We start from the raw sequence: 25,225 nt of genomic DNA, 5'->3' as shown, positions 1-25,225 counted from the left end.
GTCATCGTAGGCCGCGTCGCCGTTTCGGGAACCGGCCGGGAGCGGCCGGACTAGGCCAGGCGTAGGCCAGGCCTACCAGGCCGCGCCCGCCGTGCAGTCGCTGCCGGCGGCGCACCGGACGTCCGGGTAGCGGCCGAGGGCGATGCTGGTGAAGTTGGCGAGGCTGTCGGTGCCGGAGCGGAAGTACCCCGCGTGTCCCTCGGCGTCCTCGGAGGTCACCACCCGGGCGCCGAAGGCCCGGGAGACGGGGTCCGCGCCGTGGCCGAGGCCGGCGAACTCCATGTGCGGCACGTCGCCGATCCAGTCGGTGCCGTCGCGTGTGGCCCACACCCGGGCGGCCGTGCCGAGGTCGGCCGCCGTGTCCGCCCGCATGCCGGGGCTGCCGAAGACGGCGATGTCGGAGACCCGGCCGGACGGCAGGCCGGGGGCGGCGACGCCGCACAGCACCGAGCCGTAGGAGTGGCAGAACAGCGAGACCGAACCGCGTCCCGGCAGCGCCCGAACCAGTGATGTCAGCCGGACGGCGCCCTGCTCGGCGAGTTCCCCGGTGGAGGCGTCCAGGCCCACGCCCTGCGGGGTGGTGTAGTCGGCCCAGGCGATCACGGCCGTGCTCGTGCGCGGGGCGGCGGCGCGCTCGGCCGCGTACAGCGCGCGGGCCATGCCGACGGGGGCGCGGGCCGGATCGTCCTCGCGCTCGAAGGAGAGCACGTCGGTGTCGACCCCGGGCACGACGACCGACACCCGTTCGGCGGTGTCGAGGTCGCCGAACACTTCGGCGGCGCGTCCGCGGCCGGTGGGGTCGAAGGCGAGGATCTGCCGTCCGCCGTCGAGTAGCGAGGCGTAGCGGCCGGCGCGCTGCGCGGCGTCCTCGCGGCCCTCGGCGGTCAGCAGGGAGCTGTGCGAGCGGGCGGTCTCCTGAAGGCCGGCCGTGCGGAGCGAGCGCCGGTTGGCCTGGTAACGCAGCGAGATCGGAGCGCCGTTGAGGTTGCCGACGACGAGCGGGTAGCGCTCGGCGAGCCGCTTGGCGCCGTCCGGCCCGACCGAGGCGAAGAAGCGGGCGATGATGCCGGGGCCCGACCGGGGGTCGGGGAGCGGATGCCCGCCCACCGAGCCGTGCCGCCACGCGGCCGTGGCCACCGCCAGCGCGTCCCCGCCGCCCTTGTGATGGCGCAGCGCGGTCCAGCCGGTGGTCGCCAGCATGACGAAGACCACGGCCAGGGCCAGGAGGGCGCGCACGGAGGGAGAGCTGAAGCGCTCGTCGACGAGGTTCACTGGGGGACACCCTAGGAGACGCTGGAGATCACCCGGGCGCGCCGTGACTCAAGTCACGTTTGGAACAAGGAGATTCCGGACACACCCGGGTGTTCGTCCCACGGCTGTGCGAGGACCGGGACCAGCAGGTTCAGGTGGTCCTCGGTGATCCGGCGGATGGACTCCACGCTGGTCTCGTCGCCGTCGCCCCACAGGCGTTGGGCCACCCGGATGACCCCGCCGACGGCCGCCACGAGCACCCGCGGCCGCGGGTCGGCCGGGTCCAGGCCCTCGCGGGCGGCGATGACCGAGGCGAGCCGTTCCTCGACGAGCGCCGAGTGGCGCATCTGGGCGGACAGCAGCGTCGGCGTGGACTCGATCACCCGGTACATCGCCATGTAGGTGGACAGTGGCACGACGGCGGCGATGACCGCGCTGATGCTGTGCCAGGACTCGTCCAGCGCCGCGCGCAGCGCCTCGAAGGGCGGTTCGCCGGCCGGCCGCTCGGCCACCGCGTCGACGAAGGCCTCCTCGACGCTGTCCTCCAGCGCGAGCGCGACCTCCTCCTTGCCCGCGAAGTAGCGGAAGAAGGTGCGCTGGGAGACCTCGACCCCGGCCGCGATCTCGTCGACGGTCGTGCGCTCGTACCCCTTGACGACGAAGAGCTCGATCGCGGCCCGTATGAGCGCGTCGCGCGTCCGCTGCTTCTTGCGTTCGCGCAGTCCGCACACGGGCGTCGCGCGCATCGCGTGCTTCATCTGCCGTCCACCTCCAGGGGCCCCACCATACTTCCGTGCTCCTGACAGTTACGACGGATGACTGCTTTGGTCAAATGTCAGGCGCTGACATAATCTCTTGCCCATGACCCAAGCCTCCGTCGTCACCGGCAAGGGCCCGGACCAGATACCGGCGCCCTCCAAGAAGCCCCTGCGCGGCCACCCCTGGCTGACCCTGTTCTCGGTCGCCATCGGCGTCATGGTGGTGGCGCTGGACGGCACGATCGTCGCCGTCGCCAACCCGGCCATCCAGGCCGACCTCGGTGCCTCCCGCGAGCAGATCCAGTGGATCACCACCGGGTACATGCTGGCCCTGGCGGTCTCGCTGATCACCGCGGGCAAGCTCGGCGACCGGTTCGGGCACCGGCAGACCTTCCTCGTCGGCCTCGCCGGCTTCGCCCTCACCTCCGGCCTGATCGGCGTGTCCAGCGGTGTCGGCATGGTGATCACGCTCCGCGTCCTGCAGGGCGTGTTCGGCGCGCTCCTGCAGCCCGCCGCGCTCGGCCTGCTGCGCGCCACCTTCCCGGCCGAGAAGCTCAACATGGCCATCGGCATCTGGGGCATGGTCATCGGTGCCTCCACCGCCGCCGGGCCGATCGCGGGCGGTCTGCTCGTCGAGCACGTCAATTGGGAGTCGGTCTTCTTCATCAACGTGCCCGTGGGTCTGGTCGCGCTGGTCATGGGCCTGGTCATTCTCAAGGACGTGCGCGCCGACAACGCCCCGCGGTCCTTCGACATCCCCGGCATCGTGCTGCTCTCCGGCGCGATGTTCGGCCTGGTGTGGGGCCTGATCAAGGCCCCGGAGTGGGGCTGGGGCGACCCGCTGACCCTGGGTTTCCTGGTCGGATCGGTGCTGCTGTTCGTCCTGTTCGCGTTCTGGGAGACCAAGGCCTCCGAGCCGCTGATCCCGCTGCGGATGTTCCGCTCGGTGCCGCTGTCCGCGGGCACCGCGCTGATGGTGCTGATGGCCTTCGCCTTCCTGGGCGGCCTGTTCTTCGTCACCTTCTACCTGCAGAACGTCCACGGCATGTCGGCGGTCGAGTGCGGTGTCCACCTGCTGCCGCTCACCGCGATGATGATCGTCAGCTCGCCCGTCGCAGGCGCGCTGATCACCAAGTTCGGTCCCCGGGTGCCGCTGGTCGGCGGCATGGTGTGCACGGCGGTCGCCATGTTCGGCATGACCGGCCTGGAGGCCGACTCCGGCACCGCCGTCATGTCCCTCTGGTTCGCGCTGCTGGGCCTCGGCCTGGCCCCCGTGATGGTCGGCGCCACCGACGTCATCGTCGGCAACGCCCCGCTGGAGCTGTCCGGCGTGGCCGGCGGCCTCCAGGGCTCCGCGATGCAGGTCGGCGGCAGCCTCGGCACCGCCGTCCTGGGCACGATCATGGCCTCGCGGGTGGACAGCGTCCTGCCCGAGAAGTGGGCCGCCGCCGGGCTGCCCCCGCTGAAGGGCGAGCCGGCCGCGCAGGCCGCGGACGCGGTCGTCGTCGGTGTGCCGCCCGTCGCCAAGGAGACCCCGGCCCAGGTCGTGGCACTGATCACGAAGGTCACCAACGAGACCTTCCTCTCGGGGATGGGCCTGGCCTTCACCGTCGCCGGCATCGTGGCCGCCTTCGCGGCGGGCATCGCCCTCCTGACCAAGCGCGGCGTCAACGCGGACGCCGCCGGCGGCGGGGTGCACATCTGACGCCGGACGATTCCCTATCCGGGTGAACGAGGCCCGGGGCCCTTGGCGGCCCCGGGCCTCGCCGTTCACCGTGGAGCTCCGACCATCACGGGGGAGTGATCCACATGCGCAACGCAGCCCTGACCCTTGCCCTGACCGCGGCCGCCGCGGTCCTGGCCGCTCCGGCCCCGTCCGCGGCGGCCGTCCCCGCCGGCCGCTGCGACCCCGGGGAGCTGTGCCTGTGGGGCAGGCCGGACTACCGCGGGGCACGCCTGATCCACGAGCTCGCCGACACCGACGTCAACTCCTGCGTGCCGCTGCCGCCGGGGACGTCCGCGAAGTCGTTCGTCAACCGGACCCGCAAGCTCGTGACGACCTACCAGAGCGCCGAGTGCTCCACCGAGGGCGACTTCGTGACGTTCCCGTCCGGCACATGGGTCCCGGAATCCCGGCACACGATCCGCGCCTTCCAGATCGTCGACCAGTGACACGAGCCCGCGGGGAGCCGGGAAAGGCCGGGGCCCCCGTCGCGCGGTCGCGCGGCGGGGGCCCGGTCGGGACGACGGTGTTACGCGTCGCCGCCCGCGGCGCCGGGGTCGGCGGCGGCGACGTCGAGCAGCTGGTACCGGTCGATCGCCTGCTTCAGCACGGAGCGGTCGATCTTCCCCTCCTTGGCGAGCTCGGTGAGCACGCCGAGGACCACCGACTGGGCGTCGATGTGGAAGAACCGGCGCGCCGCGCCACGGGTGTCGGCGAAGCCGAAGCCGTCGGCACCGAGCGACTGCCAGGTGCCCGGCACCCAGCGGGAGATCTGGTCCGGGACGGCCCGCATCCAGTCCGAGACGGCCACGAACGGGCCCTCTGAGCCGCTGAGCTTCTGCGTCACGTACGGGACGCGCTGCTCCTCCTCCGGGTGGAGCAGGTTGTGCTCCTCCGCCTCCACGGCGTCGCGCCGCAGCTCGTTCCAGGAGGTCGCGGACCACACGTCGGCCCGGACGTTCCACTCCTCGGCGAGGATCCGCTGCGCCTCCAGCGCCCACGGCACGGCCACGCCGGACGCCAGGATCTGCGCCGGGATCGCGCCCGCCTCGGCGGCCCGGTAGCGGTACAGGCCCTTGAGGATGCCCTCGACGTCCACGCCCTCCGGCTCGGCCGGCTGGACGATCGGCTCGTTGTAGACGGTGAGGTAGTAGAACACGTTCGGGTCCTCGCCGTCGGCGGGCTCGCCGTACATGCGGCGCAGGCCGTCCTTGACGATGTGCGCGATCTCGAAGCCGAACGCGGGGTCGTACGCGACGACGGCCGGGTTGGTCGAGGCCAGCAGGTGCGAGTGACCGTCGGCGTGCTGCAGGCCCTCACCGGTGAGGGTGGTGCGGCCCGCCGTGGCGCCCAGCACGAAGCCGCGCGCCAGCTGGTCGGCCATCTGCCAGAACTGGTCGCCGGTCCGCTGGAAACCGAACATCGAGTAGAAGACGTAGACCGGGATCAGCGGCTCGCCGTGGGTCGCGTAGGAGGACCCTGCGGCGATCAGCGAGGCCGTGCAGCCCGCCTCGGAGATGCCGTCGTGCAGCATCTGGCCGGTCGGGGACTCCTTGTAGGCCAGCAGCAGCTCGCGGTCGACCGACTCGTAGGTCTGGCCCAGCGGGTTGTAGATCTTGGCCGACGGGAAGAGCGAGTCCATGCCGAAGGTGCGGTACTCGTCGGGGGCGATCGGCACGAAGCGCTTGCCGATCTCCTTGTCCCGCATGAGGTCCTTCAGCAGCCGGACGAAGGCCATCGTGGTGGCGATCGTCTGGTGGCCGGAGCCCTTGCGGGTGCCCGCGTAGGCCTTGTCGTCCGGCAGCGCCAGCGGCCTGGCCCGCACGACGCGGGTCGGGACGTAGCCGCCCAGGCCCTTGCGCCGGTCGTGCATGTACTGGATCTCTTCGGAGTTCCGGCCCGGGTGGTAGTACGGCGGGGCGCCGGACTCCAGCTCCTTGTCCGCGATCGGCAGGTGCAGCCGGTCGCGGAAGCGCTTGAGGTCGTCGACCGTCAGCTTCTTCATCTGGTGGGTCGCGTTGCGGCCCTCGAAGTTCGGGCCGAGCGTCCAGCCCTTGACGGTCTGGGCCAGGATCACGGTCGGCTGGCCCTTGTGCTCGCGGGCGGCCTTGTACGCCGCGTAGATCTTGCGGTGGTCGTGGCCGCCGCGGCCCAGGTGCAGGATCTGGTCGTCGGTGAGGCCGTCGACCATCTTGCGCAGCCGGTGGTCGTCACCGAAGAAGTGGTCGCGGATGTACGCGCCGGTCTCGGTGGCGTAGGTCTGGAACTGGCCGTCGGGCGTGGTGTTGAGCTTGTTCACCAGCACGCCGTCGCGGTCCTGCGCCAGCAGCGGGTCCCAGGTGCGGTCCCAGATCAGCTTGATGACGTTCCAGCCGGCGCCGCGGAACTGCGACTCCAGCTCCTGGATGATCTTGCCGTTGCCGCGCACCGGGCCGTCGAGCCGCTGCAGGTTGCAGTTGACGACGAAGGTGAGGTTGTCCAGGCCCTCACGGGCGGCCAGGGACAGCTGGCCGAGCGACTCCGGCTCGTCCATCTCGCCGTCGCCGAGGAAGGCCCACACGTGCGACTGCTCGGTGTCGGCGATGCCGCGCGCCTGCAGGTAGCGGTTCATCCGGGCCTGGTAGATCGCGCCCAGCGGGCCGAGGCCCATGGACACGGTCGGGAACTCCCAGAAGTCCGGCATGAGCCGCGGGTGCGGGTAACTCGACAGGCCGTACGGCGCCTTGGACTTCTCCTGGCGGAACGCGTCGAGCTGGGTCTCGGAGAGCCGGTCCAGCAGGAAGGCCCGGGCGTACACGCCGGGGGAGGCATGGCCCTGGAAGAAGATCTGGTCCCCGCCCTTGCCGTCGTCCTTGCCCCGGAAGAAGTGGTTGAAGCCCACGTCGTAGAGGGAGGCCGAGGAAGCGAAGGTGGCGATGTGCCCGCCGACGCCGATACCCGGCCGCTGCGCCCGGGACACCATGACCGCGGCGTTCCAGCGGGTCGCGTTGAGGATGCGCCGCTCGATGTCCTCGTTGCCGGGGAAGAACGGCTCGTCCTTGGTCGCGATGGTGTTGACGTAATCCGTGCTGCGCATCTCGGGCACGGCAACCCGCCGCTCGCGGGCACGCTCGATCAGGCGGAGCATGAGGTAGCGGGCGCGCTCGCGTCCGCGCTCGTCGATGGCGGCGTCAAGCGAGTCGAGCCATTCCGCCGTCTCCTCGGGATCGAAATCCGGGACCTGGCTGGGAAGGCCGCCAATGATGATCGGGTTGCGATCTGATCCGGAAGCCACGCTATTCCTTCGCTTCTAGGGTCTTGCTCTGCTGGGTCGCGCCGCCTCCATCGTGTACCGCGCGTTCGGGATACGTCATCTCTACTGAGTGGTAACCACCACTAAGTGAGACAGACCCCTCTTCCAGACCCTCTTGAGGCTCTCGCATGGCTGTCCGGTGGCCGTCCGACCAAACCGCAACTCTACGCCCACTCGGACGTACGACCGACCGCGGCCCCGATTCGGGAGAAATCCTGGCATAGTGGAGTGAGCCACGTCACCCCTCACGGTTCGGGTTGCGGTGACACGTCAACGTTTGGGCGGGATGGGCGGCTGGGTACTTGCGCGAACCGCCGCGCCCGTGTGGACTACCGCCCATAACCCCGCACAGGAGCGGGAAGACAACCCCCATGACAGGAGGCAGAGCGTGAGCGCGACCGCGGGCCACGCGGAGGAGCAAACCAACCCGGCGAGCCGGCTTGGTTTTGAGCCCGGACAGGTGGTCCAGGAGCTCGGCTACGACGACGACGTCGATCACGAGCTCCGTGAGGGTATTGAGGGGATCACGGGCGAAGAGCTCGCGGACGAGGAGTATGACGACGTCGCCGACGGCGTCATCCTGTGGTTCCGTGATGATGACGGCGATCTGACCGACGCCCTGGTCGACGCCACGTCCGCCATCGACGAGGGCGCCCAGATCTGGCTCATGACCCCGAAGACCGGCCGTGACGGGCACGTCGAGCCGAGTGACATCGGAGAGGCCGCGCAGACTGCGGGCCTGGCTCAGACCAGTAGTGTCAACGTCTCCAAGGACTGGACCGCCAGTCGTCTGGTGACCCCCAAGACGGCGAAGGCCGGCAAGCGCTGAGGCGTTCCTGACCGGCACCGCGCCCCCGTGACCCAGCGTCGCGGGGGCGCCTCGCATTTCGCCGGCGGGGCGGTGCGAGACTGGGCCGCGGGGCCCGGCCGCGGGCCCCGTCACCGTCACCGGAGAGGTGTGTCCACCATGGCGCTCGCCGTAGGAGAGAAGGCCCCCGACTTCGCGCTCAGGGACCAGCACGGCCGGACCGTGCGGCTGTCCGACTTCACGGGCTCGAAGAACGTCGTGCTGCTCTTCTTCCCCTTCGCCTTCACGGGGGTCTGCACGAGCGAGCTGTGCGCGCTCCGCGACGAGCTCCCGGCGTTCCAGAACGACGAGGTCCAACTGCTCGCGGTCTCCAACGACTCGATGCACACCCAGCGCGTCTTCTCCGACCAGGAGGGCCTGGAGTACCCGCTGCTGTCCGACTTCTGGCCGCACGGCGAGGTCTCCCGGGCCTACGGCGTCTTCGCCGAGGACAAGGGCTGCGCGGTGCGCGGCACCTTCGTCATCGACAAGGAGGGCGTGATCCGCTGGACCGTCGTCAACGGCCTGCCGGACGCCCGTGACCTGAACGAGTACGTCAAGGCGCTCGAAGCCCTGTAGTCCCGGGGAACCGGGTACTAACCTCAGGGCGTTGATCCTGGTGCGACCTCGAGACAAGCAGCACGCGATGACATGGGAGGACTCGTGGGAGTCAGCCTCAGCAAGGGTGGCAACGTATCGCTGACGAAGGAGGCCCCCAACCTCACGGCCGTCATCGTCGGCCTCGGCTGGGACGCCCGCACCACCACGGGCGCGGACTTCGACCTCGACGCCAGCGCCCTGCTCACGGGCACCGAGGGCAAGGTCCTCTCGGACCAGCACTTCGTCTTCTTCAACAACCTCAGGAGCCCCGACGGCTCCGTGGAGCACACCGGTGACAACATCACCGGTGAGGGCGAGGGGGACGACGAGCAGATCAAGGTGAACCTGGCCGGCGTGCCGGCCGATGTCGCCAAGATCGTCTTCCCGGTGTCGATCTACGACGCCGAGACCCGTCAGCAGTCGTTCGGCCAGGTCCGCAACGCGTTCATCCGCGTCGTCAACCAGGCCGACAACAAGGAACTGGCCCGCTACGACCTCACCGAGGACGCCTCGACCGAGACGGCGATGGTCTTCGGGGAGCTGTACCGGCACGGTGCGGAGTGGAAGTTCCGGGCCATCGGCCAGGGATACGCGTCCGGGCTGCGCGGCATCGCGCAGGACTTCGGCGTCAACGTCTGATTCGCCGGGGTCTCGCGGTCCGCGTCCGGCGGGCCGCGAGCCCCCGCGGGGGAGGAGAACAGCATGGGCGTGACGCTCGCCAAGGGGGGCAACGTCTCCCTCACCAAGGCCGCACCCAATCTGACCAGCGTGCTGATCGGGCTCGGCTGGGACGCGCGCTCCACCACCGGGGCGCCCTTCGACCTGGACGCCAGCGCGCTGCTGTGCGCCTCGGGCCGGGTGCTGGGTGACGAGTACTTCGTCTTCTACAACAACCTCAAGAGCCCGGAGGGCTCGGTCGAGCACACCGGCGACAACCTGACCGGTGACGGCGACGGCGACGACGAGGTCCTGCTGGTGGACCTGTCCGCCGTGCCCGAGCGGGTCGACAAGATCGTCTTCCCGGTCTCCATCTACGACGCCGACGCCCGGGGTCAGACCTTCGGCCAGGTCAGCAACGCCTTCATCCGGGTGGTCAACCAGACCGACCAGAGTGAACTGGCGCGCTACGACCTCTCCGAGGACGCCTCCAGCGAAACGGCGATGATCTTCGGAGAGCTGTACCGGTACGGCGGCGAATGGAAGTTCCGAGCCGTTGGCCAGGGGTATGCATCAGGGCTCCGGGGCATCGCCCTAGACTTTGGGGTCAACGTTTCGTAAAGGGATTGGATATCCAGTGCTCCTCCGAACTTTCGGCTGGTCGTTCGGTGTCACCGCCGCCGGCCTGGCCCTCGCCGGTTTCCTGTGGGGTGCGGAGGGGCTTGCCCTCGTCGCCATCCTGTCGGTGCTGGAGATCTCGCTCTCCTTCGACAACGCGGTGATCAACGCCGGGATCCTGCGGAAGATGAACGCCTTCTGGCAGAAGATCTTCCTCACCATCGGCATTCTGATCGCCGTGTTCGGCATGCGCCTCGTGTTCCCGATCATCATCGTGTCGATCACGGCGAAGATCGGGCCCATCGAGGCCATCGACCTGGCGATCAACAACAAGGACCAGTACGAGCATCTCGTCACCTCCGCGCACCCGGCGATCGCCGCGTTCGGCGGGATGTTCCTGTTGATGATCTTCCTCGACTTCATCTTCGAGGAGCGTGAGCACAAGTGGCTCGCCTGGCTGGAGAAGCCGCTCTCCAAGCTCGGCAAGCTCGACACGCTCTCCGTGGTCGTCGCCCTGGTGGCGCTGCTGATCACCGCCACCACCCTCGCCACCGAGGTCTCGCACGGCGGCGGCGACAAGTCCTCCACGGTGCTGCTCGCCGGCATCGGCGGCCTCGTCACCTACCTCGTCGTCGGCGGCATCTCGAGCTACTTCGAGGACCGGCTGGAGGACGAGGCCGACGAGGCCGACGCCGAGCTGGAGGAGATAAGCTCGGGCGGCAAGCCGGCCGGCAGCGGTGCCTCGGCCGTGGGCCTGGCGGGCAAGGCGGCGTTCTTCCTCTTCCTCTACCTGGAGGTCATCGACGCGTCGTTCTCCTTCGACGGCGTCATCGGCGCGTTCGCGATCTCCAACGACATCTTCATCATCGCCCTCGGCCTCGGCATCGGTGCGATGTACATCCGGTCGCTCACCGTCTACCTGGTCCGCAAGGGCACCCTGGACGACTACGTGTACCTGGAGCACGGCGCGCACTACGCGATCGGCGCGCTGGCGATCATCCTCCTGGTCACCATCAAGTTCGAGATCAACGAGGTCATCACCGGCCTCATCGGTGTCGTCCTGATCGGTGCGTCCTACTGGTCGTCGGTGGTGCGAAACCGCCGTCTCGGGGAAAGCTCCGAGCAGCGGGACGACAAAGCGGAGGTGACGAGCGGGGTCTGACCCCCGTCTCGTCACGACATTCGGGTCACGCCGCCCCCCGCCGACCCGGCGGGGGGCGGCCTGCGTGCAGGGGACGGACGGGCATGTGGAACTTCCTGCGGCCGAGCGGCGGCTTCAACGCGCAGTTCGACATGGCGAACGCGCACACCATCGAGCTCACCAGGCGGCATCAGGTCGTCTCGCTGTCCAAGCAGGGCGCGGCGGTCGGCAACCTGCGCATCAACCTGTCCTGGCAGATGCGCACCTCCGACACCGGCGGCTGGAACCAGCGCAGCGGTTCCTGGCTGAGCCGGCAGATGAACCTGTTCAAGCCGGAGCCGGTGCAGGCCGCCGGCCCCGCCATGGTCAACGTCGACCTCGACCTGGCGTGCATGTACGAACTGGCCGACGGCACCAAGGGCGTCGTCCAGCCGCTCGGCAACTTCCTCGGTGACCTCGACGCCCCGCCGTACATCCAGATGACCGGCGACGACCGCTTCGGCGGCTCTTCCGGCGAGACGCTCTACATCAACCTCGACAAGCACGACGAGTTCAAGCGCATGCTCGTCTTCGTCTACATCTACGACGGCACGCCCGCCTTCGACCGCACCCACGCCAAGGTGGAGATCTTCCCCAGCTCGGGCCCGCGGATCGAGATCCTGCTGGACGAGCGCGAACCGCAGGCCCGCTCCTGCGCGGTGGTGCTCATCGAGAACAAGAAGGGCGACCTGACCGTGCGCCGCGAGGTGAAGTACGTGTACGGCTTCCAGGCCGAGCTCGACCGGCTCTACGGCTGGGGCCTGCAGTGGGGCCGCGGCTACAAGACCAAGGTCTGAGCGCGCGGCCCCCCGCCGGGAGCGCTCAGCGGCGTTCCTGGAACTGCGGGCCCATCGGCGGCAGCCGGAAACCCTGCACCGGCTGCGGATAGCCGTACGCGGGAGCGGGGACCGCCGCGGTCGGCGCGGGCTGCTGCGGCGGGTAGCCGTAGGCCGGGGCGGCCACGGTCGGCTGCGGTTCCTGCGGGTAGCCGTACGCCGGGGCGGCCACCGTCGGCTGCGGCTCCTGCGGGTAGCCGTAGGCGGGCGGCGCGGTGGGCTGCGGCGGCACCGGCGCCGGGGCCTGCAGGGTGTAGGCGTCCGGCTCGCCGGTCACCGCGACGGTCGGCGGCACGGGCTGCGGCTCCGAGGCCACCTCGCCCTCCGGCCGCGGCGGCGGCGCCTCGTCGAGATCGCCCTCCTCGACGGTGATGCCGAACTCGGTGGCCAGCCCCTCCAGCCCCGAGGCGTAGCCCTGCCCCAGCGCGCGGAACTTCCAGCCGCCCGCCCTGCGGTACAGCTCGCCGCAGATCAGCGCGGACTCGTCGCCGGTGTCGGGGACGACGTCGAAGAGCGCCAGCGGCTCGGCGTCGGAGCCCGCGGCCGTGTCGTAGAGCAGCACCGTCAGGTCGGAGACGAGGGCGAACGGGCCGCCGTCCGCCGAGGCCGCGACGACCACCCGGTCCACACCCGCCTCAAGCGCGGCCAGGTCCACCTCGATGGCGTCCGTCAGTCCGGCCGGCTCGCTGCGCTTGGGCAGGTGCCGGGCGGCGCCCCCCGGGTGCCGGGGCTGGTTGTAGAAGATGAAGTCCTCGTCCGAGCGCACCTGGCCGTCCGCACCCAGCAGCAGCGCCGAGGCGTCGACGTCCGGCACACCCGCCCCCGGGCTCCAGCGGAGCACCGCCCGCACCCCCGAGGCCGTCACCGGGATGTTGGAGCCCTTCACCATCGACTGCGTCATGCGCGCAATCCTGCCCTCCCGGGGGCCGCGCCCACAACGCGGGGCACAGCACGGGTGCGCCGGAGGGGAGAGACGCGGACAGGGCGGCACGTAACGGACTCGAGGGGGTTACCTGATTTTCACGTACGCCGGGAACGTCCGCAGGGGGCTCGCACGTACGATGGTCGGCCACGGCGTCGGGGGACGCTTCCCACCTCTCCAACCACCACCTGCCACGGGGGAAAGCATGCGCCACTTCGGGCACCTCGCGCCGGACGTACGGACCGAGCTCTTCCACCAGGAGCCCGCCGAGTTCACCGCCGCCTCACCGGCCGGCATGCTCGCCGTCGCCCTCGGCGCCACCCTCTACTGCCCGGCCACCCGGTCGCGGCTCGCCGACGACGTGCTCAAGCAGGCCGCGCGCGGTGTCGTGTCGATGGTGCTGTGCCTGGAGGACTCCATCGACGACCGGGAGGTCGAGGCCGGGGAGGAGAACCTGGTCCGCCAGCTCGGCGAGCTGTCCCACCGGGTCCCGGACGGCGACCCCCCGCTGCTGTTCATACGCGTCCGCACCCCCGAGCAGATCACCGACCTCGTGTGCCGGCTCGGCGACGACGTGTCCCTGCTCTCCGGGTTCGTGCTCCCCAAGTTCACCGAGGAGTCCGGCGTCCCCTTCCTGGAGGCCCTCGCCGCCGCCGAGGCGGCCTGCGGACGGCGGCTGTTCGCGATGCCGGTCCTGGAGTCCCCGCAGCTGCTCCACCTGGAGACCCGCACCGAGACGCTGTACGGCATCTCCCGCACCGTCGACAAGTACCGCGACCGCGTCCTCGCGCTGCGGCTCGGCGTCACCGACTTCTGCTCCGCCTACGGGCTGCGCCGCTCGCCCGACATGACCGCCTACGACGTCCGCATCGTTGCCTCGGTCATCGCCGACGTGGTCAACGTCCTCGGGCGCGCCGACGGCACCGGCTTCACGATCACCGGCCCGGTCTGGGAGTACTTCAAGCACTCCGAGCGCATGTTCAAGCCGCTGCTGCGGCAGAGCCCCTTCGTCCCCGAGGCCGTCGACCTGCGCGACGCCCTCATCCAGCGGGACATGGACGGACTGCTGCGCGAGATCGAACTGGACCGGACGAACGGCCTGCAGGGCAAGACCTGCATCCACCCCTCGCACGTCCAGCCCGTGCACGCGCTCAGCGTCGTCTCCCACGAGGAGTGGAGCGACGCCGTCGACATACTCCACGAGGACCGCAGCGGCGGGGGCGTGCTGCGCTCGGCCTACACGAACAAGATGAACGAGGTGAAGCCGCACCGCGCCTGGGCCGAGCGCACCGTGCGGCGCGCCGAGGTCTTCGGCGTGGCACGGGAGGAGATCGGCTTCGTCGAGCTGCTCTCCGCATGCGTGCCGTCGTGACAAACCGCAACGAGAGGGAGAGTGCCGAACGCATGGCAGTGGAGCACATCTGGTCCGGGCAGTGGGTCGCCGACCGGCTCGGCGTCACCCTGCGGGGGGACGGCCTGAGCGCTCTGCTCGGCCTCGCCCTGCGCCGCAACCCCAAGCGGGCGCACCTGCTCGTCTCCAATGTGCTGGGCAAGCACGTGCCGCAGCGTCCGCACGTCGTCTACGACGCCGGGTACGGGCTCGGCGTGCGCGTGCGGGAGCTGCTGGGCGAGGCCGAGGCGGCCCGGTCCGTGGTGCTCGGCTACGCCGAGACGGCGACCGGCCTCGGGCACGCCGTGGCCGACGGCCTCGGGACCGCCCCGTACCTGCACTCCACCCGGCGCCCGGTCCCCGGGGTCGAGGCGGTCGGCGGCTTCGAGGAGGAGCACAGCCACGCGACCTCGCACCTGCTGCTGCCCGAGGACGCCGGCCTGCTGGCCGCGGACGGGCCGCTGGTGCTGGTGGACGACGAGTTCTCCACCGGCCGGACGGTGCTCAACACGGTGCGGGCGCTGCACACCCGCTACCCGCGCCGTCGCTATGTCGTGGTCGCCCTGGTGGACATGCGCTCGGAGGCCGACCGCGCACTGCTCACCCGGTTCGCGGCGGACCTGGGCGCGAGCGTCGACGTCATCGCGCTGGCCTCGGGCACGGTCGTCCTCCCGGACGGGGTCCTGGAGCGGGGGCAGGAACTGGTCGCCGCGCACGGCACCGCGAAGCCCGCCCTCCCGCCCGAGGCGCACCCGGTGGCACCCCACCGGGTGCGCCTCGACTGGCCCGCCGGACTGCCCGACGGCGGACGGCACGGCTTCACGCCCGCGCACCGCGCGCGGCTGGAGGCCGCGCTGCCCGCGATGGCGGTACGCCTGGCGGAGGGACTGCGCGTCCTCGGCGACGGCCCGGCACCCCGTGTCCTCGTCCTCGGCAACGAGGAGCTCATGTACGCCCCGCTGCGACTGGCGCAGGCCCTGCAGGAGTCCCTGCCCGCCGCGGAGGTGCGGTTCTCCACGACGACCCGCTCCCCGGTCCTGGCCGTGGACGACCCGGGGTACGCGATACGCACCCGGATCGCCTTCCCCGGCCACGACGACCCGGCCGACGGGCCCGGCGAGCGCTACGCGTACAACATCGCCGGCGCCGGCTTCGACGCCGTCGTCGCCGTCGTGGACAGCGCGGGCGACACGCCCGCCCTGCACGCCCCCGGAGGGCTGCTCGCGCAGCTCGCCGCCCATACCGAAAGGCTCCTGCTGGCCGTGGTGCCCTCGTACGAACCCCGCCCGCCCGCCCCGACGCTCCCGGAGCCGCTGCGCGGGCCCTCGTTCTCCTCGTACGCGCCCGACGAGGTCGGCTGGCTGCTGAAGGACCTCTCCGACGTCGAACTGGAGGCGCCGACCGAGGAGCGCGAGGAGGCCATCCAGAGCGGCGGGGCGCACTACGCGGAGTCGCTGCCCGTGGAGTACCAGCCCAGCGCCCAGTACCAGGAGCTGTTCCGGGACGCGCTGGCGGACTCCGCCGGCCGCATCGCCCGCGCCGTCGGCGCCGTGACCGAGCTGGTGCTCGCCGAACGCGGCCCGGACGCCGTCCTGGTGTCGCTGGCCCGCGCGGGCACCCCGGTCGGCGTCCTGATGCGCCGCTGGGCCCGGCACGCGCACGGCCTGGACCTGCCGCACTACGCCGTGTCCATCGTCCGCGGCCGGGGCATCGACACCACCGCCCTGCGCTGGCTGGCCGAGCACCACGACCCCGCACGGGCGGTGTTCGTGGACGGCTGGACCGGCAAGGGCGCCATCACCCGCGAACTGGCCGACGCCGTGGCCCCGTTCGCGGGCTTCGACCCGGACATCGCGGTGCTCGCCGACCCCGGGTCGTGCGTCCGCACCTTCGGCACCCGCGACGACTTCCTCATCCCGTCCGCGTGCCTGAACTCCACAGTCTCCGGCCTGGTCTCGCGCACCGTGCTGCGCGCCGATCTGATCGGCCCCGACGACTTCCACGGCGCCAAGTTCTACCGGGAGCTGGCAGGCTCGGACGTCTCCAACCTCTTCCTGGACGAGGTCTCGGCCCGCTTCACCGCCGTCACCGACGAGGTCGCCCGCGACGTCAAGGAGCTCCAGGCCGGCGACCGCACGCCCACCTGGGAGGGCTGGGCCGCGGTCGAGCGGATCAGCGAGGAGTACGGGATCGGGGACGTCAACCTGGTCAAGCCGGGCGTCGGCGAGACCACCCGGGTGCTGCTGCGCCGCGTGCCCTGGCGGGTGCTCGCCCGGCGGGGCGCGGGAGCCGACCTGGCGCACATCCGGCTGCTCGCCGAGCAGCGCGGCGTCCCGGTGGAGGAGGTGGACGACCTGCCGTATTCGTGCGTCGGGCTGATCCACCCGCGCTTCACCCGGGGCGCGACCGGTACCGACGGGAAGGCGGTGGAGGCCAAGTGAAGCAGCGCCCGGAGATCGTGAGGTCCCTCGTCGCCAGCGACCTGGACCGTACCCTCATCTACTCGTCGGCGGCCCTGGCCCTGTCGATGGCGGACGAGGAGGCGCCGCGGCTGCTGTGCGTCGAGGTGCACGAGGGCCGGCCGCTGTCCTTCATGACGGAGACCGCCGCCGCGCTGATCCAGCGCCTCGCGGCCGCCGCCGAGTTCGTCCCGGCGACGACCCGTACCCGCAAGCAGTACCGGCGCATCAACCTCCCCGGCCCCGTGCCGCGGTACGCGATCTGCGCCAACGGCGGGCACATCCTGGTCAAGGGCCACACCGACCACGACTGGAACGCCGAGATGCGCCGCCGCCTGGCCGAGGGCTGCGCGCCGCTGGCCGAGGTCCGCGCGTACATGGCGCGCACCGCCGACGAGTCCTGGCTGCGCAAGGAACGCATCGCCGAGGACCTGTTCGTCTACCTGGTCGTCGAGCGGTCGCTGCTGCCCGAGCTGTGGGTGAAGGACCTCGCCGAATGGGCGGAGGAGCGCGGCTGGACCGTCTCGCTGCAAGGCCGCAAGATCTACGCCGTACCGAAGCCGCTCACCAAGTCCGCGGCCCTGGCCGAGGTCGTCCGCCGCACCGGCGCCGACCACGTGCTCGCCGCGGGCGACTCCCTCCTGGACGCCGAGCTGCTGCTCGCCGCCCACACCGCCTGGCGTCCCGGCCACGGCGAACTCGCCGACACCGGCTGGGGCGCGCCGCACGTCGACGCGCTGACCCTGCCCGGCGTCGCGGCGGGGGAGGAGATCCTGCGCCGGATGCTCAGCGTGGCGCGCCGCTGACCCCGTCCGGCCGCACCACCCGCGTGCACGCGCTGCGCGTCGCCTCGACGCGCAGCGCGTTCGGCCGTTCGCTGGCCTCGATGAACGCCCGGGCCTCCGCCTCCGTACGACCGCCCGTCACATGCCTGGCCAGCAGCCGCTCCTCGCGGACCGCGGCGTCGGACTCGACGAACCACAGCTCGTCCAGCAGGTCCCTGACCTCGTGCCAGCCGGCGCCGTCGTCGGCCAGGTAGTTCCCCTCCGTCACCACCAGCCGGGCCTGCGGCGGCACGGCGATCCCGGCCGCCACCGGTTCGTCCAGGTCCCGGTCGAAGTCCGGCGCGTAGACGGTGCGGCCCCGCCACGAGCGCAGCCGCCGCAGCAGATGGACATAGCCGTCCACGTCGAAGGTCTCCGGCGCGCCCTTGCGGCCGCGCAGTCCGAGCCGGTCCAACTGGGCGTTGGAGAGGTGGAAGCCGTCCATCGGCACGTACGCCGCCGTGCCCGGGCCGAGCCGCGCGTCGACCCCCTCCACCAGCGAACGGGCCAGGGTCGACTTGCCGGCCGCGGGCGCGCCCGCCAGCCCCAGCAGCACCCGCCTGCCTGGCATGCTGGGCACCAGGGCGAGGACGTCATCCACGTACATGCCGCCACCTTAAGGAGCAGCCGTGCACGAGACCAAGAACCCGCAGCTCACGCCCGAACTGTACGCCTATGTCCTCGAGCACAACCCGCCGCTGGACGCCGTCCAGGAGGAGCTGGTCGAGATCACCCACGCTCGCTTCGGGGACGCGGCGAGCATGCAGTCGGCGCGCGAGCAGGGCCCGCTGCTGGCTTTCCTGGTGCGGCTGACCGGGGCCCGGCAGGTCGTCGAGGTCGGCACTTTCACCGGCTTCTCCGCCCTGTCCATGGCGCAGGCGCTGCCGGCGGACGGGCGGCTCATCGCCTGCGACATCTCCGAGGAGTGGACGGCGGTCGCCCGTGACGCCTGGGCCAAGGCCGGTGTCGCCGACCGCGTGGACCTGCGGATCGCACCCGCGCTGGACACGCTGCGGGCGCTGCCGGGCGATCCGTGGATCGACCTCGTCTACCTCGACGCCGACAAGGGCAACTACGTCAACTACTGGGAGGAGCTGGTGCCGCGGATGCGGCCCGGCGGGATCATCGCCGCCGACAACACGCTCTTCCACGGACGGGTCGTGGATCCGCGCGCCACGGGTGACACGGCGGGGATCCGAGCGTTCAACGACCGTGTCGCCTCCGACGGGCGCGTGGAGGCGCTGCTGCTGACCGTGGCGGACGGGCTGACCCTGGCGCGCAAGCTGTGAGCCGTGGTTAATCTGTGCCCATGCCCCGTTACGAGTACCGCTGCCGCTCCTGCGGCACCACGTTCGAGTTGAGCCGGCCGATGGCCGAGTCCGCCGCGCCCGCGGAGTGCCCCGCCGGGCACGACGACACGGTCAAGCTCCTGTCGACGGTCGCGGTCGGCGGCACCGCTTCCGCCGCCGCGGCGGCCCCCCGCCCGGCGGCGGGCGGCGGGGGCTGCTGCGGCGGGGGCTGCTGCGGCTGACGGGCCGCGGCGGGGCCGGACAACCGTCGGCGGGACGGCGCCGCCGCGGGCCACTGCCGGGCTCCGCTGTCGTTGAGGACGATGACCAGCGGGCCGTCCCTGGCGGCGGCCATGTTGTTCAGCGCCCCAGGCCATGCCGCCGGTGAGGGCGCCGTCGCCGAGGACGGCGACGGTGTGGTCGCGCTTGGCCAGGCCGTCGGCCCGGCCGGGCACCGTGGAGGCGTGGCTTGCTTTGGCGACGCCGCAGCCGGCGGCAGGACGCGTGGTCCTGCGGCGCGGTGCGGCACGACGGTGAACCCCGGCGTCGGCCCGCGCCGGGTGGTGGCTGTCGCGGTGCGGGCGGCGGCGGTGGGCCGGTCGTGCCGTGTCCTCGCGCCCTGGGGCGCGGGGAGCGGCCCGCGGGGCCGGGAAACGGCTGAGGAAGGCGCGGCGCGCCCTGTCTCGCAAGGAGAAGGGCAAAGTGCGGAGGGAACGCTGCGGCTCCCCCATCGCCCGCACGGTCCCGCTCTCGCAAGCCATCCCGGCGCTCACCGAGCTCGAACGGAAGGGCACGGCCAAGCGCGGCAAGCTGATCATCACGCCAGGATGACGCCCACCGCCGGACACCACCGCACGCGTGCGCGGCGCGACGGTGAAGTCGGCTAGGCCCGCCCGGAGGCGCGGTCCTTGCGGATCGCGGCGACGACCCGGGCCGCCGTGTCGCGCACCGCCGCGGTCTCCGTGAGGAAGTGCCACCAGTCCGGGTGCCGGCCCTGGAGTCCCTCGACGGCGCGGTCGAGCCGGGCGACGGCCTCGTCGAGGGGGCGGGCGTGCCGCTGCTCGGGAGTCGAGCGGCCCTGCATGGCGAGCCGCTGGGCGTCCCGGACGGCGAACCGGGTGCGCTCGATCTCGCCCTGTGGGTCCTTGCTGACCTCGTTGAGCCGCCGCAGCCGGTCCCCGGCCGCGGACACCGCCGCGTCGGCGTCGTCGAGCAGCGCCCGTACCGTGCCCAGCAGGGCCGTCGCGTCCGGCCAGCGCTGCTCGTCCCGGGCCTTGGCCGCCTCCGAGAGCTTCTGCTCCGCGCGGCCGACGGCCTCCGTCGCCCGCTCCGGTACCTGCTGCAGGTCCTGCCAGCACGCCATGCTGAAGCGGCGGCGCAACTCGCTGAGGACGGGATCGACGCCTTCCGTGCGGGTCGCCAGGGCCTGGGTCCGGGTACGCAGCGACACGATCCGCTTGTCGGTCTCCCGGGCCCGTTCCGGCAGCCGTTCGGCCTCCGTGCGGATGGCCTCGGCCGTGCGCAGCACCTCGTCGGCGCGCCGGATGGTCTCCTGTACGCCGTGCGTGCCGGCGCCCTGGTTGAGCTTGGTCAGTTCCGGGGCGAGGGCGGCCAGCCGGGCCGCCAGGTCGTCCGCGCGCAGGCCCGAGGCCCGTACGGCGTCCAGCGCGTTGGACGCGGCGAGCAGTGCCTGCCGGGCCCGTTCGACGGCGGGGGCGAGGCGGGCGAGCTGGGTCTCGGCCTTGTCCAGCAGCGGGCCGATCCCCCGGGCGAAGGCGTCCAGGTCCTTCCTGGCCCGGACCAGATCGTCCTTCGCCTTGGTGAGCTCGGCACGGGCGCGGGCCGCGGTGGCGGCCTCCAACTCGTCGCGGTCCAGGTCGTAGGCGTCGACCGCCGCGATGTAGGCGGCGCTGACCTGGTCGATGCGCTCGCCCAGTGCCCGGAAGTCCTCGCTCGCCCGCCGCGCGGCGGGGGAGCTGTCGACCGCGGTGATGGTCTCTATGGAGATCACCAGGTCGCGCTGGGCCGTGTCCAGCTCGTAGAACGCCTCGGCGGCGGCATCCTTCGCGGCCTGGGCGTCGGCGCGCAGATTGTCCCCCCGCCGCCACCACGAGCGTGCCGTCGTCACAGTCGCCCTCTCCCGCAGGTCCGCCGCCGGTGGTTGTCCGCTCCAGTCTCCCACCTGGCTGGGACGAACACACGGGCCGGGCGGTTGCGGTCAGCGGCCGGCTTCCGTCACGCTCACCGAGCCGTCCCCCGTACGGACCGTCACGACGTGGCCGCTGGTGTCGTCGCGGGGGACGTCGACGCTGACGTGCCCGTCGCCGGAGCGTGCGGAGACCTTGTAGCGCTGGTGCGGCAGCGCGACGCTGACCCGGCCGTCGCCGCTGGTCGCCTCGACGAGGTCGGGCACCTTGTCGAAGGCCAGCTTCACCGAGCCGTCGGAGGTGTGGGCGCTGACCTCGCGGGAGCCGATGCCGCCGGCGTCGATCCGGCCGTCGCCGCTGGAGAGCCGGAGCGGGCCGGTCACGTCCCGGACGACGACCGAGCCGTCGCCCGTGGTGAGCTTCAGCGGGGTGCTGAAGCCGCTCGCCTCCACGCTGCCGTCGCCGTTGACCACCGTCAGGTGGACCCCGCGCGGCACCAGCACCTCATGGCGCACCGAGCAGTTCTGCACGACGCCCTGGCACTTGGTGCGGAAGGTCAGGGTGCCGCCGTGCATCGACCAGGTGGCCTTCGGCGTGTCGCCGAGCACGGCCCAGCCGTCGAACCACCGGGTGACGCGGACCTCGTCCACGTCGGCCGGCCTCACCACGACCTTGCTGTCGGAGGAGTCGATGGTCAGTTCGTTCCCGTCGAGCGCGAAGCTCTTGCGCTCCGGCTCGCTGTCGTCGGAGGCGTTCGCGCAGGCGGACGCCGTACCGACCAGTGCCACGACGCCCGCGGCGGCGGCGAGGGTCCTCAACGTGCGGGTGCTCTTCGTCATACCCAGGACGCTACGGAGCGTCCGATGTGCCCGGAATCAGGCCGCCCACCGGAAGCGGGGTGGGGAAAACCCCCGCCCCGCCCGGGGGTTCGGCGGGCCGGCGGGCGGGCTCGTGGCGGGGCCGCGCGCCTCACCACGAGCACGCGCCGCCGCTCCCGGAAGCCGCGTGCGCGCTGTGGCTAGGCTCCGGGACGCGCGATCTCCACGTTCTCCAGGACGCCGAGGGCGTCGGGGACGAGGACGGCCGCCGAATAGTAGGTGCTGACGAGATAGGAGATGATCGCCTTCTCGTCGATTCCCATGAAACGCACCGAAAGACCCGGCTCGTACTCGTCGGGGATCCCGGTCTGGTGCAGTCCGATCACACCCTGGTTGTCCTCGCCGGTGCGCATCACCAGGATGGAGGTGGTGTTCTCCCGGGAAATCGGGATCTTGTTGCACGGGAGGATCGGGATTCCGCGCCACGACGGCAGGTGGTGGCCGTGGAAATCGATGGAGTGCGGTACCAGGCCGCGGCTGTTGAACTCCCTTCCGACGGCCGCGATGGCGCGCGGATGGGCCAGCAGGTACTGGGCGTCGCGGCGCCGGCTGATCAGTTCGTCGAGGTCGTCGGGGGTCGGCGGGCCGGAGTGCGTGGTGATGCGCTGCCGGTAGTCGGCATTGCGCAGCAGCCCGAACTCCTGGTTGTTGACCAGTTCGTGCTCCTGCCGTTCGCGCAGCGCCTCGACGGTCAGCTTCACCTGCTGCTCGACCTGGTTGTAGGGCTGGTTGTACAGGTCCGCGACGCGGCTGTGGACCCTCAGCACGGTCTGGGCGACGCTCAGTTCGTACTCGCGCGGGGAGAGTTCGTAGTCCACGAAGGTGCCGGGCAGGTCCGGTTCCCCGACGTGGCCCGAGGCCAGTTCGATGGCCTTCTCGCCGTACTTGTTCTGCGCCTGCTGGGTGCCGGTGACGAAGCCCGCGACGTGCTCGCGCAGCCCGTCGGCCTGTTGCATGACGGCCTGGAAGGCCTGGCGCGGCAGGGCGAGCGCGGTGACGGCGGTGACCGCCTTGGCGGTGTACTCCCACGTGCTTTCAGGGCCGGCCAGTCCCTCGGATCCGAAGTGGTCACCGTCGGCGATGCTGCCGATCACGCCCTGGCCGTCCCACTTGGCCGGGGCCAGCTTGTCGATCCTGCCGTGGGCGACGAGGAAGACGTGGCCGGCGGGCTGCCCGGCGGCCACGATCGTCTCGCCGGCCGCGAACTCCCGTTGCTCGAACTGCCCGGCGAGCGCGGCCAGCACCGCCTCGTCGGTGAAGCCGCGCAGCAGCGGCAGTTCGCCGAGCTCCGCCGGGATCACCCGGACCTCGGAGCCGGTCTGGACGAAGTCCACCCTTCCGTCGCCCACCGAGTAGCTGAGCCTCCGGTTGACCCGGTAGGCGCCGCCGGCGGCCTCGACCCACGGCAGCACCCGCAGCAGCCACCGCGATGTGATTCCCTGCATCTGCGGCGCGGATTTGGTGGTCGTCGCCAAATTCCGCGCGGCAGCGGTGCCCAGACTCCGCTGAGACTCGCCGTTCCCCGTCGTCGCCCCCGGTGCGACACCCGGCTCAACCGTCATGAATGGTCCTTCCCTTGCGGCCTGATGGCCCACGCGCACAAAAGCGTGGTTAAGGAAATCAATTCACGGTGAAACAAGGTTTCCTGTGCGGTGGTCCCCCCTGCCTTCGGCCGCTTTCCTCTCGGAAGCTACCCATCGGGTGGAGCGCCCTGCACTCACTCATTCGGGTGAGCATTGCGTTACGGGCCGCCGGGGGCCCGCCGAAGCGTGGGCGTACGCATGTGCGACGACGGACACCGGGTGGCGGGGCGGCGAATGTGTGGCATGTCCATGATGCGGCCGGAGCGCGGGGATGGAACATCACGTTCCGGGGACGTTCTGTCGCCCCTCCCGGTTAATCGCGTGCTATTCCCGATGGTCGCCATCGAAGATGAGGAAAACGTCACGCGCCCCCGAGAGGATCGCAGGAGCATGGCTGGCGTACGCTGTACGGCTGAGAGCGGATCGCAGAGGAACCGCTTCTGCGCGACACCGCCTCACCCCCCGATGGCGCCGCGCACTCGCCGGGAGAGGAGGACGCGGTGTTCATCGGAGCAGGTTCCCTGTTCGATTCACCGTGGATCTACGCCCTGGTAGCCGCGTTCATCGTGCTCGACGTCTTCCTGCCGGTGATGCCGAGCGGCGTCCTGCTGATCTCGGCCGCCACGGCGGGCACCGCAGCCGGCGACAACGGCATCCTCGACGTGGTCGCCCTGCTGCTCTGCGCGGCCGTCGCCTCCACCCTCGGCGACCTGGCCGCCTACCGCCTCGCCTGGCGCGGCGGCGAATGGATCGACCAGCACGTGGCCCACTCCCGCCGGCTCTCCACCGCCCAGGAGATCCTCGGAACCGTCCTGGCCCGCGGCGGCGGCGCGCTCGTCGTGCTCGCCCGCTTCGCCCCCGCCGGCCGCTCCGTCGTCAGCCTCACCGCCGGTGCCGCGCACCGCCGCATCCGCGAGTTCCTGCCCTGGTCGGCGCTGGCCGGCCTGGCCTGGGCCGCGTACAGCGTGGGCCTGGGCTACGCGGGCGGCCAGTGGCTCGGCGCCGGCTGGCTCGGCACCGCCACCTCCGCCGTCGCCCTGTGCGGCTCCGGCTCCCTCGCTGCGTACGTCTTCCGCCGGGAGCGCCGCGCCCAGACGGTCGTCCCGGTGACGCTGCCCGCGCAGGCCGCGGCCTCGCCCGAGCGGGCCGCGGTCGCCGAGGCCCACTGAGTCACCGATCCGGCCGCGCCCCGGGTGGGCCCCGTCGATGGGCGGCCCCAGGCGAGCCGTGAGAGCATCGGTCCGGACAGCAACCGGTCTGGGGGGTGCCAACGGACGGATCGGAGACCCCCGATGCGACTCGGACCGCTCACCGGCCTGGCGGCCGTGCTCCTCGCCGCCGTCTCCTACGCGCTCCAAGGGGACACCCCGGGGATCGGCAGTTCCGGGGTCGCGGTCAGGGCGTTCTACCTCACCCACGACACCAGGCAGGGCGTCGGCCTGTACCTGCTGCTCGTCGCGGGGCTCTTCCTGGCCTTCTTCGCCGGCTGCCTGCGGCACGTCCTGTCCGCGTCCGACCGCACCGGCTGGCTGCCCCAGGTCGCCTTCGCCGGCGGCATCATGGCCGCCCTCGGCTTCTGGATCAGCGCCGGGCTCACCCTCAGCCTCGTCGAGGCAAGCGACCGCCCCCTGGTCGGCGGCGGCGCCCTGCAGGCCCTCAACGCCCTCGGCAGCGACCTGTTCATGCCCATCCTGGCCGGGATCGGCGTGATGCTGCTCGCGGCGGGACTGGCCGTCTCCCGCGGCGACGCCGGCCCGCTGCCGCACTGGCTGGGATGGGTGGGCTTCGTCCTGGGCGTGCTGATGTTCATCCCGTTCGCCGGCTTCATCGGCCTCGGGCTCGCCGGGCTGTGGGTCATCGCCGTGTGCGTGCTGCTGCTCGCCCCGGGGGAGGGGCCGAGCGCGCCGGACGGTCCCGGCCCGGCCGCCCCCGGTCAGCCGCGGGACGGCGCACCCCGCTGACAAGCACCCG

General features: G+C 71.7%; 24 protein-coding genes and 1 pseudogene. 16 read left to right on the top strand and 9 right to left on the bottom strand.

All coding sequences use genetic code 11. From position 1 onward, the window contains the following. Positions 1-72 precede the first annotated feature (72 nt). Positions 73-1,272 (bottom strand): alpha/beta hydrolase, encoded by a 1,200-nt coding sequence (locus tag AC3EUJ_RS28645; RefSeq protein ID WP_431966328.1) that lies wholly within the window; start codon positions 1,270-1,272, stop codon positions 73-75. A 53-nt stretch (positions 1,273-1,325) separates the two neighbouring features. Further along, on the bottom strand, positions 1,326-2,009 hold the full coding sequence (locus AC3EUJ_RS28640; protein ID WP_431966326.1) for a TetR/AcrR family transcriptional regulator: 684 nt from the start codon (positions 2,007-2,009) through the stop codon (positions 1,326-1,328). A 103-nt stretch (positions 2,010-2,112) separates the two neighbouring features. Between AC3EUJ_RS28640 and AC3EUJ_RS28635 the strand changes: the two genes are divergently transcribed. Continuing rightward, positions 2,113-3,714: an MFS transporter gene (locus AC3EUJ_RS28635; RefSeq protein ID WP_431966324.1), complete on the top strand. Its 1,602-nt coding sequence runs from the start codon at positions 2,113-2,115 to the stop codon at positions 3,712-3,714. A gap of 104 nt (positions 3,715-3,818) precedes the next feature. After that, positions 3,819-4,181 carry a peptidase inhibitor family I36 protein gene (locus tag AC3EUJ_RS28630; protein WP_431966322.1) on the top strand — a complete coding sequence of 121 codons (363 nt, stop codon included), beginning with the start codon at positions 3,819-3,821 and terminating at the stop codon, positions 4,179-4,181. A gap of 80 nt (positions 4,182-4,261) precedes the next feature. On the opposite strand, the gene aceE is transcribed toward AC3EUJ_RS28630, so the two are convergent. After that, positions 4,262-7,006: a pyruvate dehydrogenase (acetyl-transferring), homodimeric type gene (gene aceE, locus AC3EUJ_RS28625; protein WP_431966320.1), complete on the bottom strand. Its 2,745-nt coding sequence runs from the start codon at positions 7,004-7,006 to the stop codon at positions 4,262-4,264. A gap of 406 nt (positions 7,007-7,412) precedes the next feature. Here aceE and AC3EUJ_RS28620 point away from each other — a divergent pair, with 406 nt between their 5' ends. The 6 genes from AC3EUJ_RS28620 (at position 7,413) to AC3EUJ_RS28595 (ending at position 11,723) form a co-directional block, all read left to right on the top strand. After that, the gene (locus AC3EUJ_RS28620) at positions 7,413-7,853 is read left to right on the top strand and encodes a DUF3052 domain-containing protein (protein WP_026250565.1); all 441 of its coding nucleotides are present in this window, start codon (positions 7,413-7,415) and stop codon (positions 7,851-7,853) included. A gap of 138 nt (positions 7,854-7,991) precedes the next feature. After that, positions 7,992-8,450, top strand: a complete 459-nt coding sequence (locus AC3EUJ_RS28615) for a peroxiredoxin (protein WP_431966318.1) — start codon at positions 7,992-7,994, stop codon at positions 8,448-8,450. Positions 8,451-8,534: 84 nt separating this feature from the next. Beyond that, a complete protein-coding gene (locus tag AC3EUJ_RS28610) occupies positions 8,535-9,110 on the top strand; it encodes a TerD family protein (protein WP_431966374.1) in 576 nt (191 codons plus the stop codon). Between the two features lie 63 nt (positions 9,111-9,173). Further along, complete coding sequence (locus AC3EUJ_RS28605) at positions 9,174-9,749, top strand: TerD family protein (protein WP_431966316.1); 576 nt, start codon at positions 9,174-9,176, stop codon at positions 9,747-9,749. A gap of 16 nt (positions 9,750-9,765) precedes the next feature. Continuing rightward, positions 9,766-10,908 carry a DUF475 domain-containing protein gene (locus AC3EUJ_RS28600; RefSeq protein ID WP_431966315.1) on the top strand — a complete coding sequence of 381 codons (1,143 nt, stop codon included), beginning with the start codon at positions 9,766-9,768 and terminating at the stop codon, positions 10,906-10,908. Positions 10,909-10,991: 83 nt separating this feature from the next. Beyond that, positions 10,992-11,723: a TerD family protein gene (locus tag AC3EUJ_RS28595; protein ID WP_431966314.1), complete on the top strand. Its 732-nt coding sequence runs from the start codon at positions 10,992-10,994 to the stop codon at positions 11,721-11,723. Positions 11,724-11,748: 25 nt separating this feature from the next. Here the strand turns inward: AC3EUJ_RS28595 and AC3EUJ_RS28590 are convergent, their stop codons facing one another. Continuing rightward, complete coding sequence (locus AC3EUJ_RS28590; protein ID WP_431966313.1) at positions 11,749-12,663, bottom strand: TerD family protein; 915 nt, start codon at positions 12,661-12,663, stop codon at positions 11,749-11,751. Positions 12,664-12,889: 226 nt separating this feature from the next. Here AC3EUJ_RS28590 and AC3EUJ_RS28585 point away from each other — a divergent pair, with 226 nt between their 5' ends. Genes AC3EUJ_RS28585 through AC3EUJ_RS28575 form a run of 3 tightly spaced genes read left to right on the top strand, consistent with a single transcriptional unit; the run spans position 12,890 to position 17,339 of the window. Next, positions 12,890-14,056, top strand: a complete 1,167-nt coding sequence (locus AC3EUJ_RS28585) for an HpcH/HpaI aldolase/citrate lyase family protein (protein ID WP_431966311.1) — start codon at positions 12,890-12,892, stop codon at positions 14,054-14,056. A gap of 32 nt (positions 14,057-14,088) precedes the next feature. After that, positions 14,089-16,515 carry a phosphoribosyltransferase gene (locus AC3EUJ_RS28580; protein WP_431966309.1) on the top strand — a complete coding sequence of 809 codons (2,427 nt, stop codon included), beginning with the start codon at positions 14,089-14,091 and terminating at the stop codon, positions 16,513-16,515. Then, complete coding sequence (locus tag AC3EUJ_RS28575; protein ID WP_431966307.1) at positions 16,512-17,339, top strand: HAD family hydrolase; 828 nt, start codon at positions 16,512-16,514, stop codon at positions 17,337-17,339. The genes AC3EUJ_RS28580 and AC3EUJ_RS28575 overlap by 4 nt, the downstream gene beginning before the upstream one ends. Here AC3EUJ_RS28575 and AC3EUJ_RS28570 read toward each other — a convergent pair. Continuing rightward, a complete protein-coding gene (locus AC3EUJ_RS28570; protein ID WP_431966305.1) occupies positions 17,320-17,964 on the bottom strand; it encodes a nucleoside/nucleotide kinase family protein in 645 nt (214 codons plus the stop codon). The genes AC3EUJ_RS28575 and AC3EUJ_RS28570 overlap by 20 nt on opposite strands. A gap of 22 nt (positions 17,965-17,986) precedes the next feature. Here AC3EUJ_RS28570 and AC3EUJ_RS28565 point away from each other — a divergent pair, with 22 nt between their 5' ends. Together AC3EUJ_RS28565 and AC3EUJ_RS28560 are read left to right on the top strand one after the other, a co-directional pair. Next, entirely contained in the window at positions 17,987-18,646 is a 660-nt protein-coding gene (locus AC3EUJ_RS28565; RefSeq protein WP_431966303.1) for an O-methyltransferase, read from the top strand. A 20-nt stretch (positions 18,647-18,666) separates the two neighbouring features. Next, positions 18,667-18,888: an FmdB family zinc ribbon protein gene (locus tag AC3EUJ_RS28560; protein ID WP_431966301.1), complete on the top strand. Its 222-nt coding sequence runs from the start codon at positions 18,667-18,669 to the stop codon at positions 18,886-18,888. Between the two features lie 123 nt (positions 18,889-19,011). Here the strand turns inward: AC3EUJ_RS28560 and AC3EUJ_RS28555 are convergent. Next, a pseudogene (locus AC3EUJ_RS28555) lies at positions 19,012-19,377 on the bottom strand (1-deoxy-D-xylulose-5-phosphate synthase N-terminal domain-containing protein); the annotation flags it as partial. Between AC3EUJ_RS28555 and AC3EUJ_RS28550 the strand changes: the two are divergent. Continuing rightward, complete coding sequence (locus AC3EUJ_RS28550; protein ID WP_431966299.1) at positions 19,349-19,477, top strand: hypothetical protein; 129 nt, start codon at positions 19,349-19,351, stop codon at positions 19,475-19,477. The pseudogene AC3EUJ_RS28555 and the gene AC3EUJ_RS28550 sit on opposite strands and share 29 nt — an antisense overlap. Before the next feature lie 52 nt (positions 19,478-19,529). Here the strand turns inward: AC3EUJ_RS28550 and AC3EUJ_RS28545 are convergent, their stop codons facing one another. The 3 genes from AC3EUJ_RS28545 to AC3EUJ_RS28535 form a co-directional block, all read right to left on the bottom strand. Further along, positions 19,530-20,774, bottom strand: a complete 1,245-nt coding sequence (locus AC3EUJ_RS28545) for a hypothetical protein (protein WP_431966297.1) — start codon at positions 20,772-20,774, stop codon at positions 19,530-19,532. Positions 20,775-20,864: 90 nt separating this feature from the next. Further along, the gene (locus AC3EUJ_RS28540) at positions 20,865-21,632 is read right to left on the bottom strand and encodes a DUF4097 family beta strand repeat-containing protein (protein ID WP_431966295.1); all 768 of its coding nucleotides are present in this window, start codon (positions 21,630-21,632) and stop codon (positions 20,865-20,867) included. A 179-nt stretch (positions 21,633-21,811) separates the two neighbouring features. Next, on the bottom strand, positions 21,812-23,233 hold the full coding sequence (locus AC3EUJ_RS28535) for a family 2B encapsulin nanocompartment shell protein (RefSeq protein ID WP_431966293.1): 1,422 nt from the start codon (positions 23,231-23,233) through the stop codon (positions 21,812-21,814). Positions 23,234-23,754: 521 nt separating this feature from the next. Here AC3EUJ_RS28535 and AC3EUJ_RS28530 point away from each other — a divergent pair. Together AC3EUJ_RS28530 and AC3EUJ_RS28525 are read left to right on the top strand one after the other, a co-directional pair. Then, a complete protein-coding gene (locus tag AC3EUJ_RS28530) occupies positions 23,755-24,423 on the top strand; it encodes a DedA family protein (RefSeq protein WP_431966291.1) in 669 nt (222 codons plus the stop codon). Between the two features lie 123 nt (positions 24,424-24,546). Beyond that, positions 24,547-25,215, top strand: a complete 669-nt coding sequence (locus tag AC3EUJ_RS28525) for a hypothetical protein (RefSeq protein ID WP_431966289.1) — start codon at positions 24,547-24,549, stop codon at positions 25,213-25,215. Positions 25,216-25,225 lie beyond the last annotated feature (10 nt).

This window comes from Actinacidiphila sp. bgisy160 (assembly GCF_057707815.1).
The sequence above is the reverse complement of the archived record's forward strand: the minus strand, read 5'-3'. Positions and strand labels throughout refer to the sequence as shown.

Coding starts and splice junctions, on each gene's coding strand:
- AC3EUJ_RS28640 (WP_431966326.1), bottom strand. CDS start 2,009: ATGAAGCACGCGATGCGCGCGACGCCCGTGTGCGGACTGCGCGAACGC.
- AC3EUJ_RS28635 (WP_431966324.1), top strand. CDS start 2,113: ATGACCCAAGCCTCCGTCGTCACCGGCAAGGGCCCGGACCAGATACCG.
- AC3EUJ_RS28630 (WP_431966322.1), top strand. CDS start 3,819: ATGCGCAACGCAGCCCTGACCCTTGCCCTGACCGCGGCCGCCGCGGTC.
- AC3EUJ_RS28615 (WP_431966318.1), top strand. CDS start 7,992: ATGGCGCTCGCCGTAGGAGAGAAGGCCCCCGACTTCGCGCTCAGGGAC.
- AC3EUJ_RS28605 (WP_431966316.1), top strand. CDS start 9,174: ATGGGCGTGACGCTCGCCAAGGGGGGCAACGTCTCCCTCACCAAGGCC.
- AC3EUJ_RS28595 (WP_431966314.1), top strand. CDS start 10,992: ATGTGGAACTTCCTGCGGCCGAGCGGCGGCTTCAACGCGCAGTTCGAC.
- AC3EUJ_RS28590 (WP_431966313.1), bottom strand. CDS start 12,663: ATGACGCAGTCGATGGTGAAGGGCTCCAACATCCCGGTGACGGCCTCG.
- AC3EUJ_RS28585 (WP_431966311.1), top strand. CDS start 12,890: ATGCGCCACTTCGGGCACCTCGCGCCGGACGTACGGACCGAGCTCTTC.
- AC3EUJ_RS28580 (WP_431966309.1), top strand. CDS start 14,089: ATGGCAGTGGAGCACATCTGGTCCGGGCAGTGGGTCGCCGACCGGCTC.
- AC3EUJ_RS28570 (WP_431966305.1), bottom strand. CDS start 17,964: ATGTACGTGGATGACGTCCTCGCCCTGGTGCCCAGCATGCCAGGCAGG.
- AC3EUJ_RS28560 (WP_431966301.1), top strand. CDS start 18,667: ATGCCCCGTTACGAGTACCGCTGCCGCTCCTGCGGCACCACGTTCGAG.
- AC3EUJ_RS28540 (WP_431966295.1), bottom strand. CDS start 21,632: ATGACGAAGAGCACCCGCACGTTGAGGACCCTCGCCGCCGCCGCGGGC.
- AC3EUJ_RS28535 (WP_431966293.1), bottom strand. CDS start 23,233: ATGACGGTTGAGCCGGGTGTCGCACCGGGGGCGACGACGGGGAACGGC.
- AC3EUJ_RS28525 (WP_431966289.1), top strand. CDS start 24,547: ATGCGACTCGGACCGCTCACCGGCCTGGCGGCCGTGCTCCTCGCCGCC.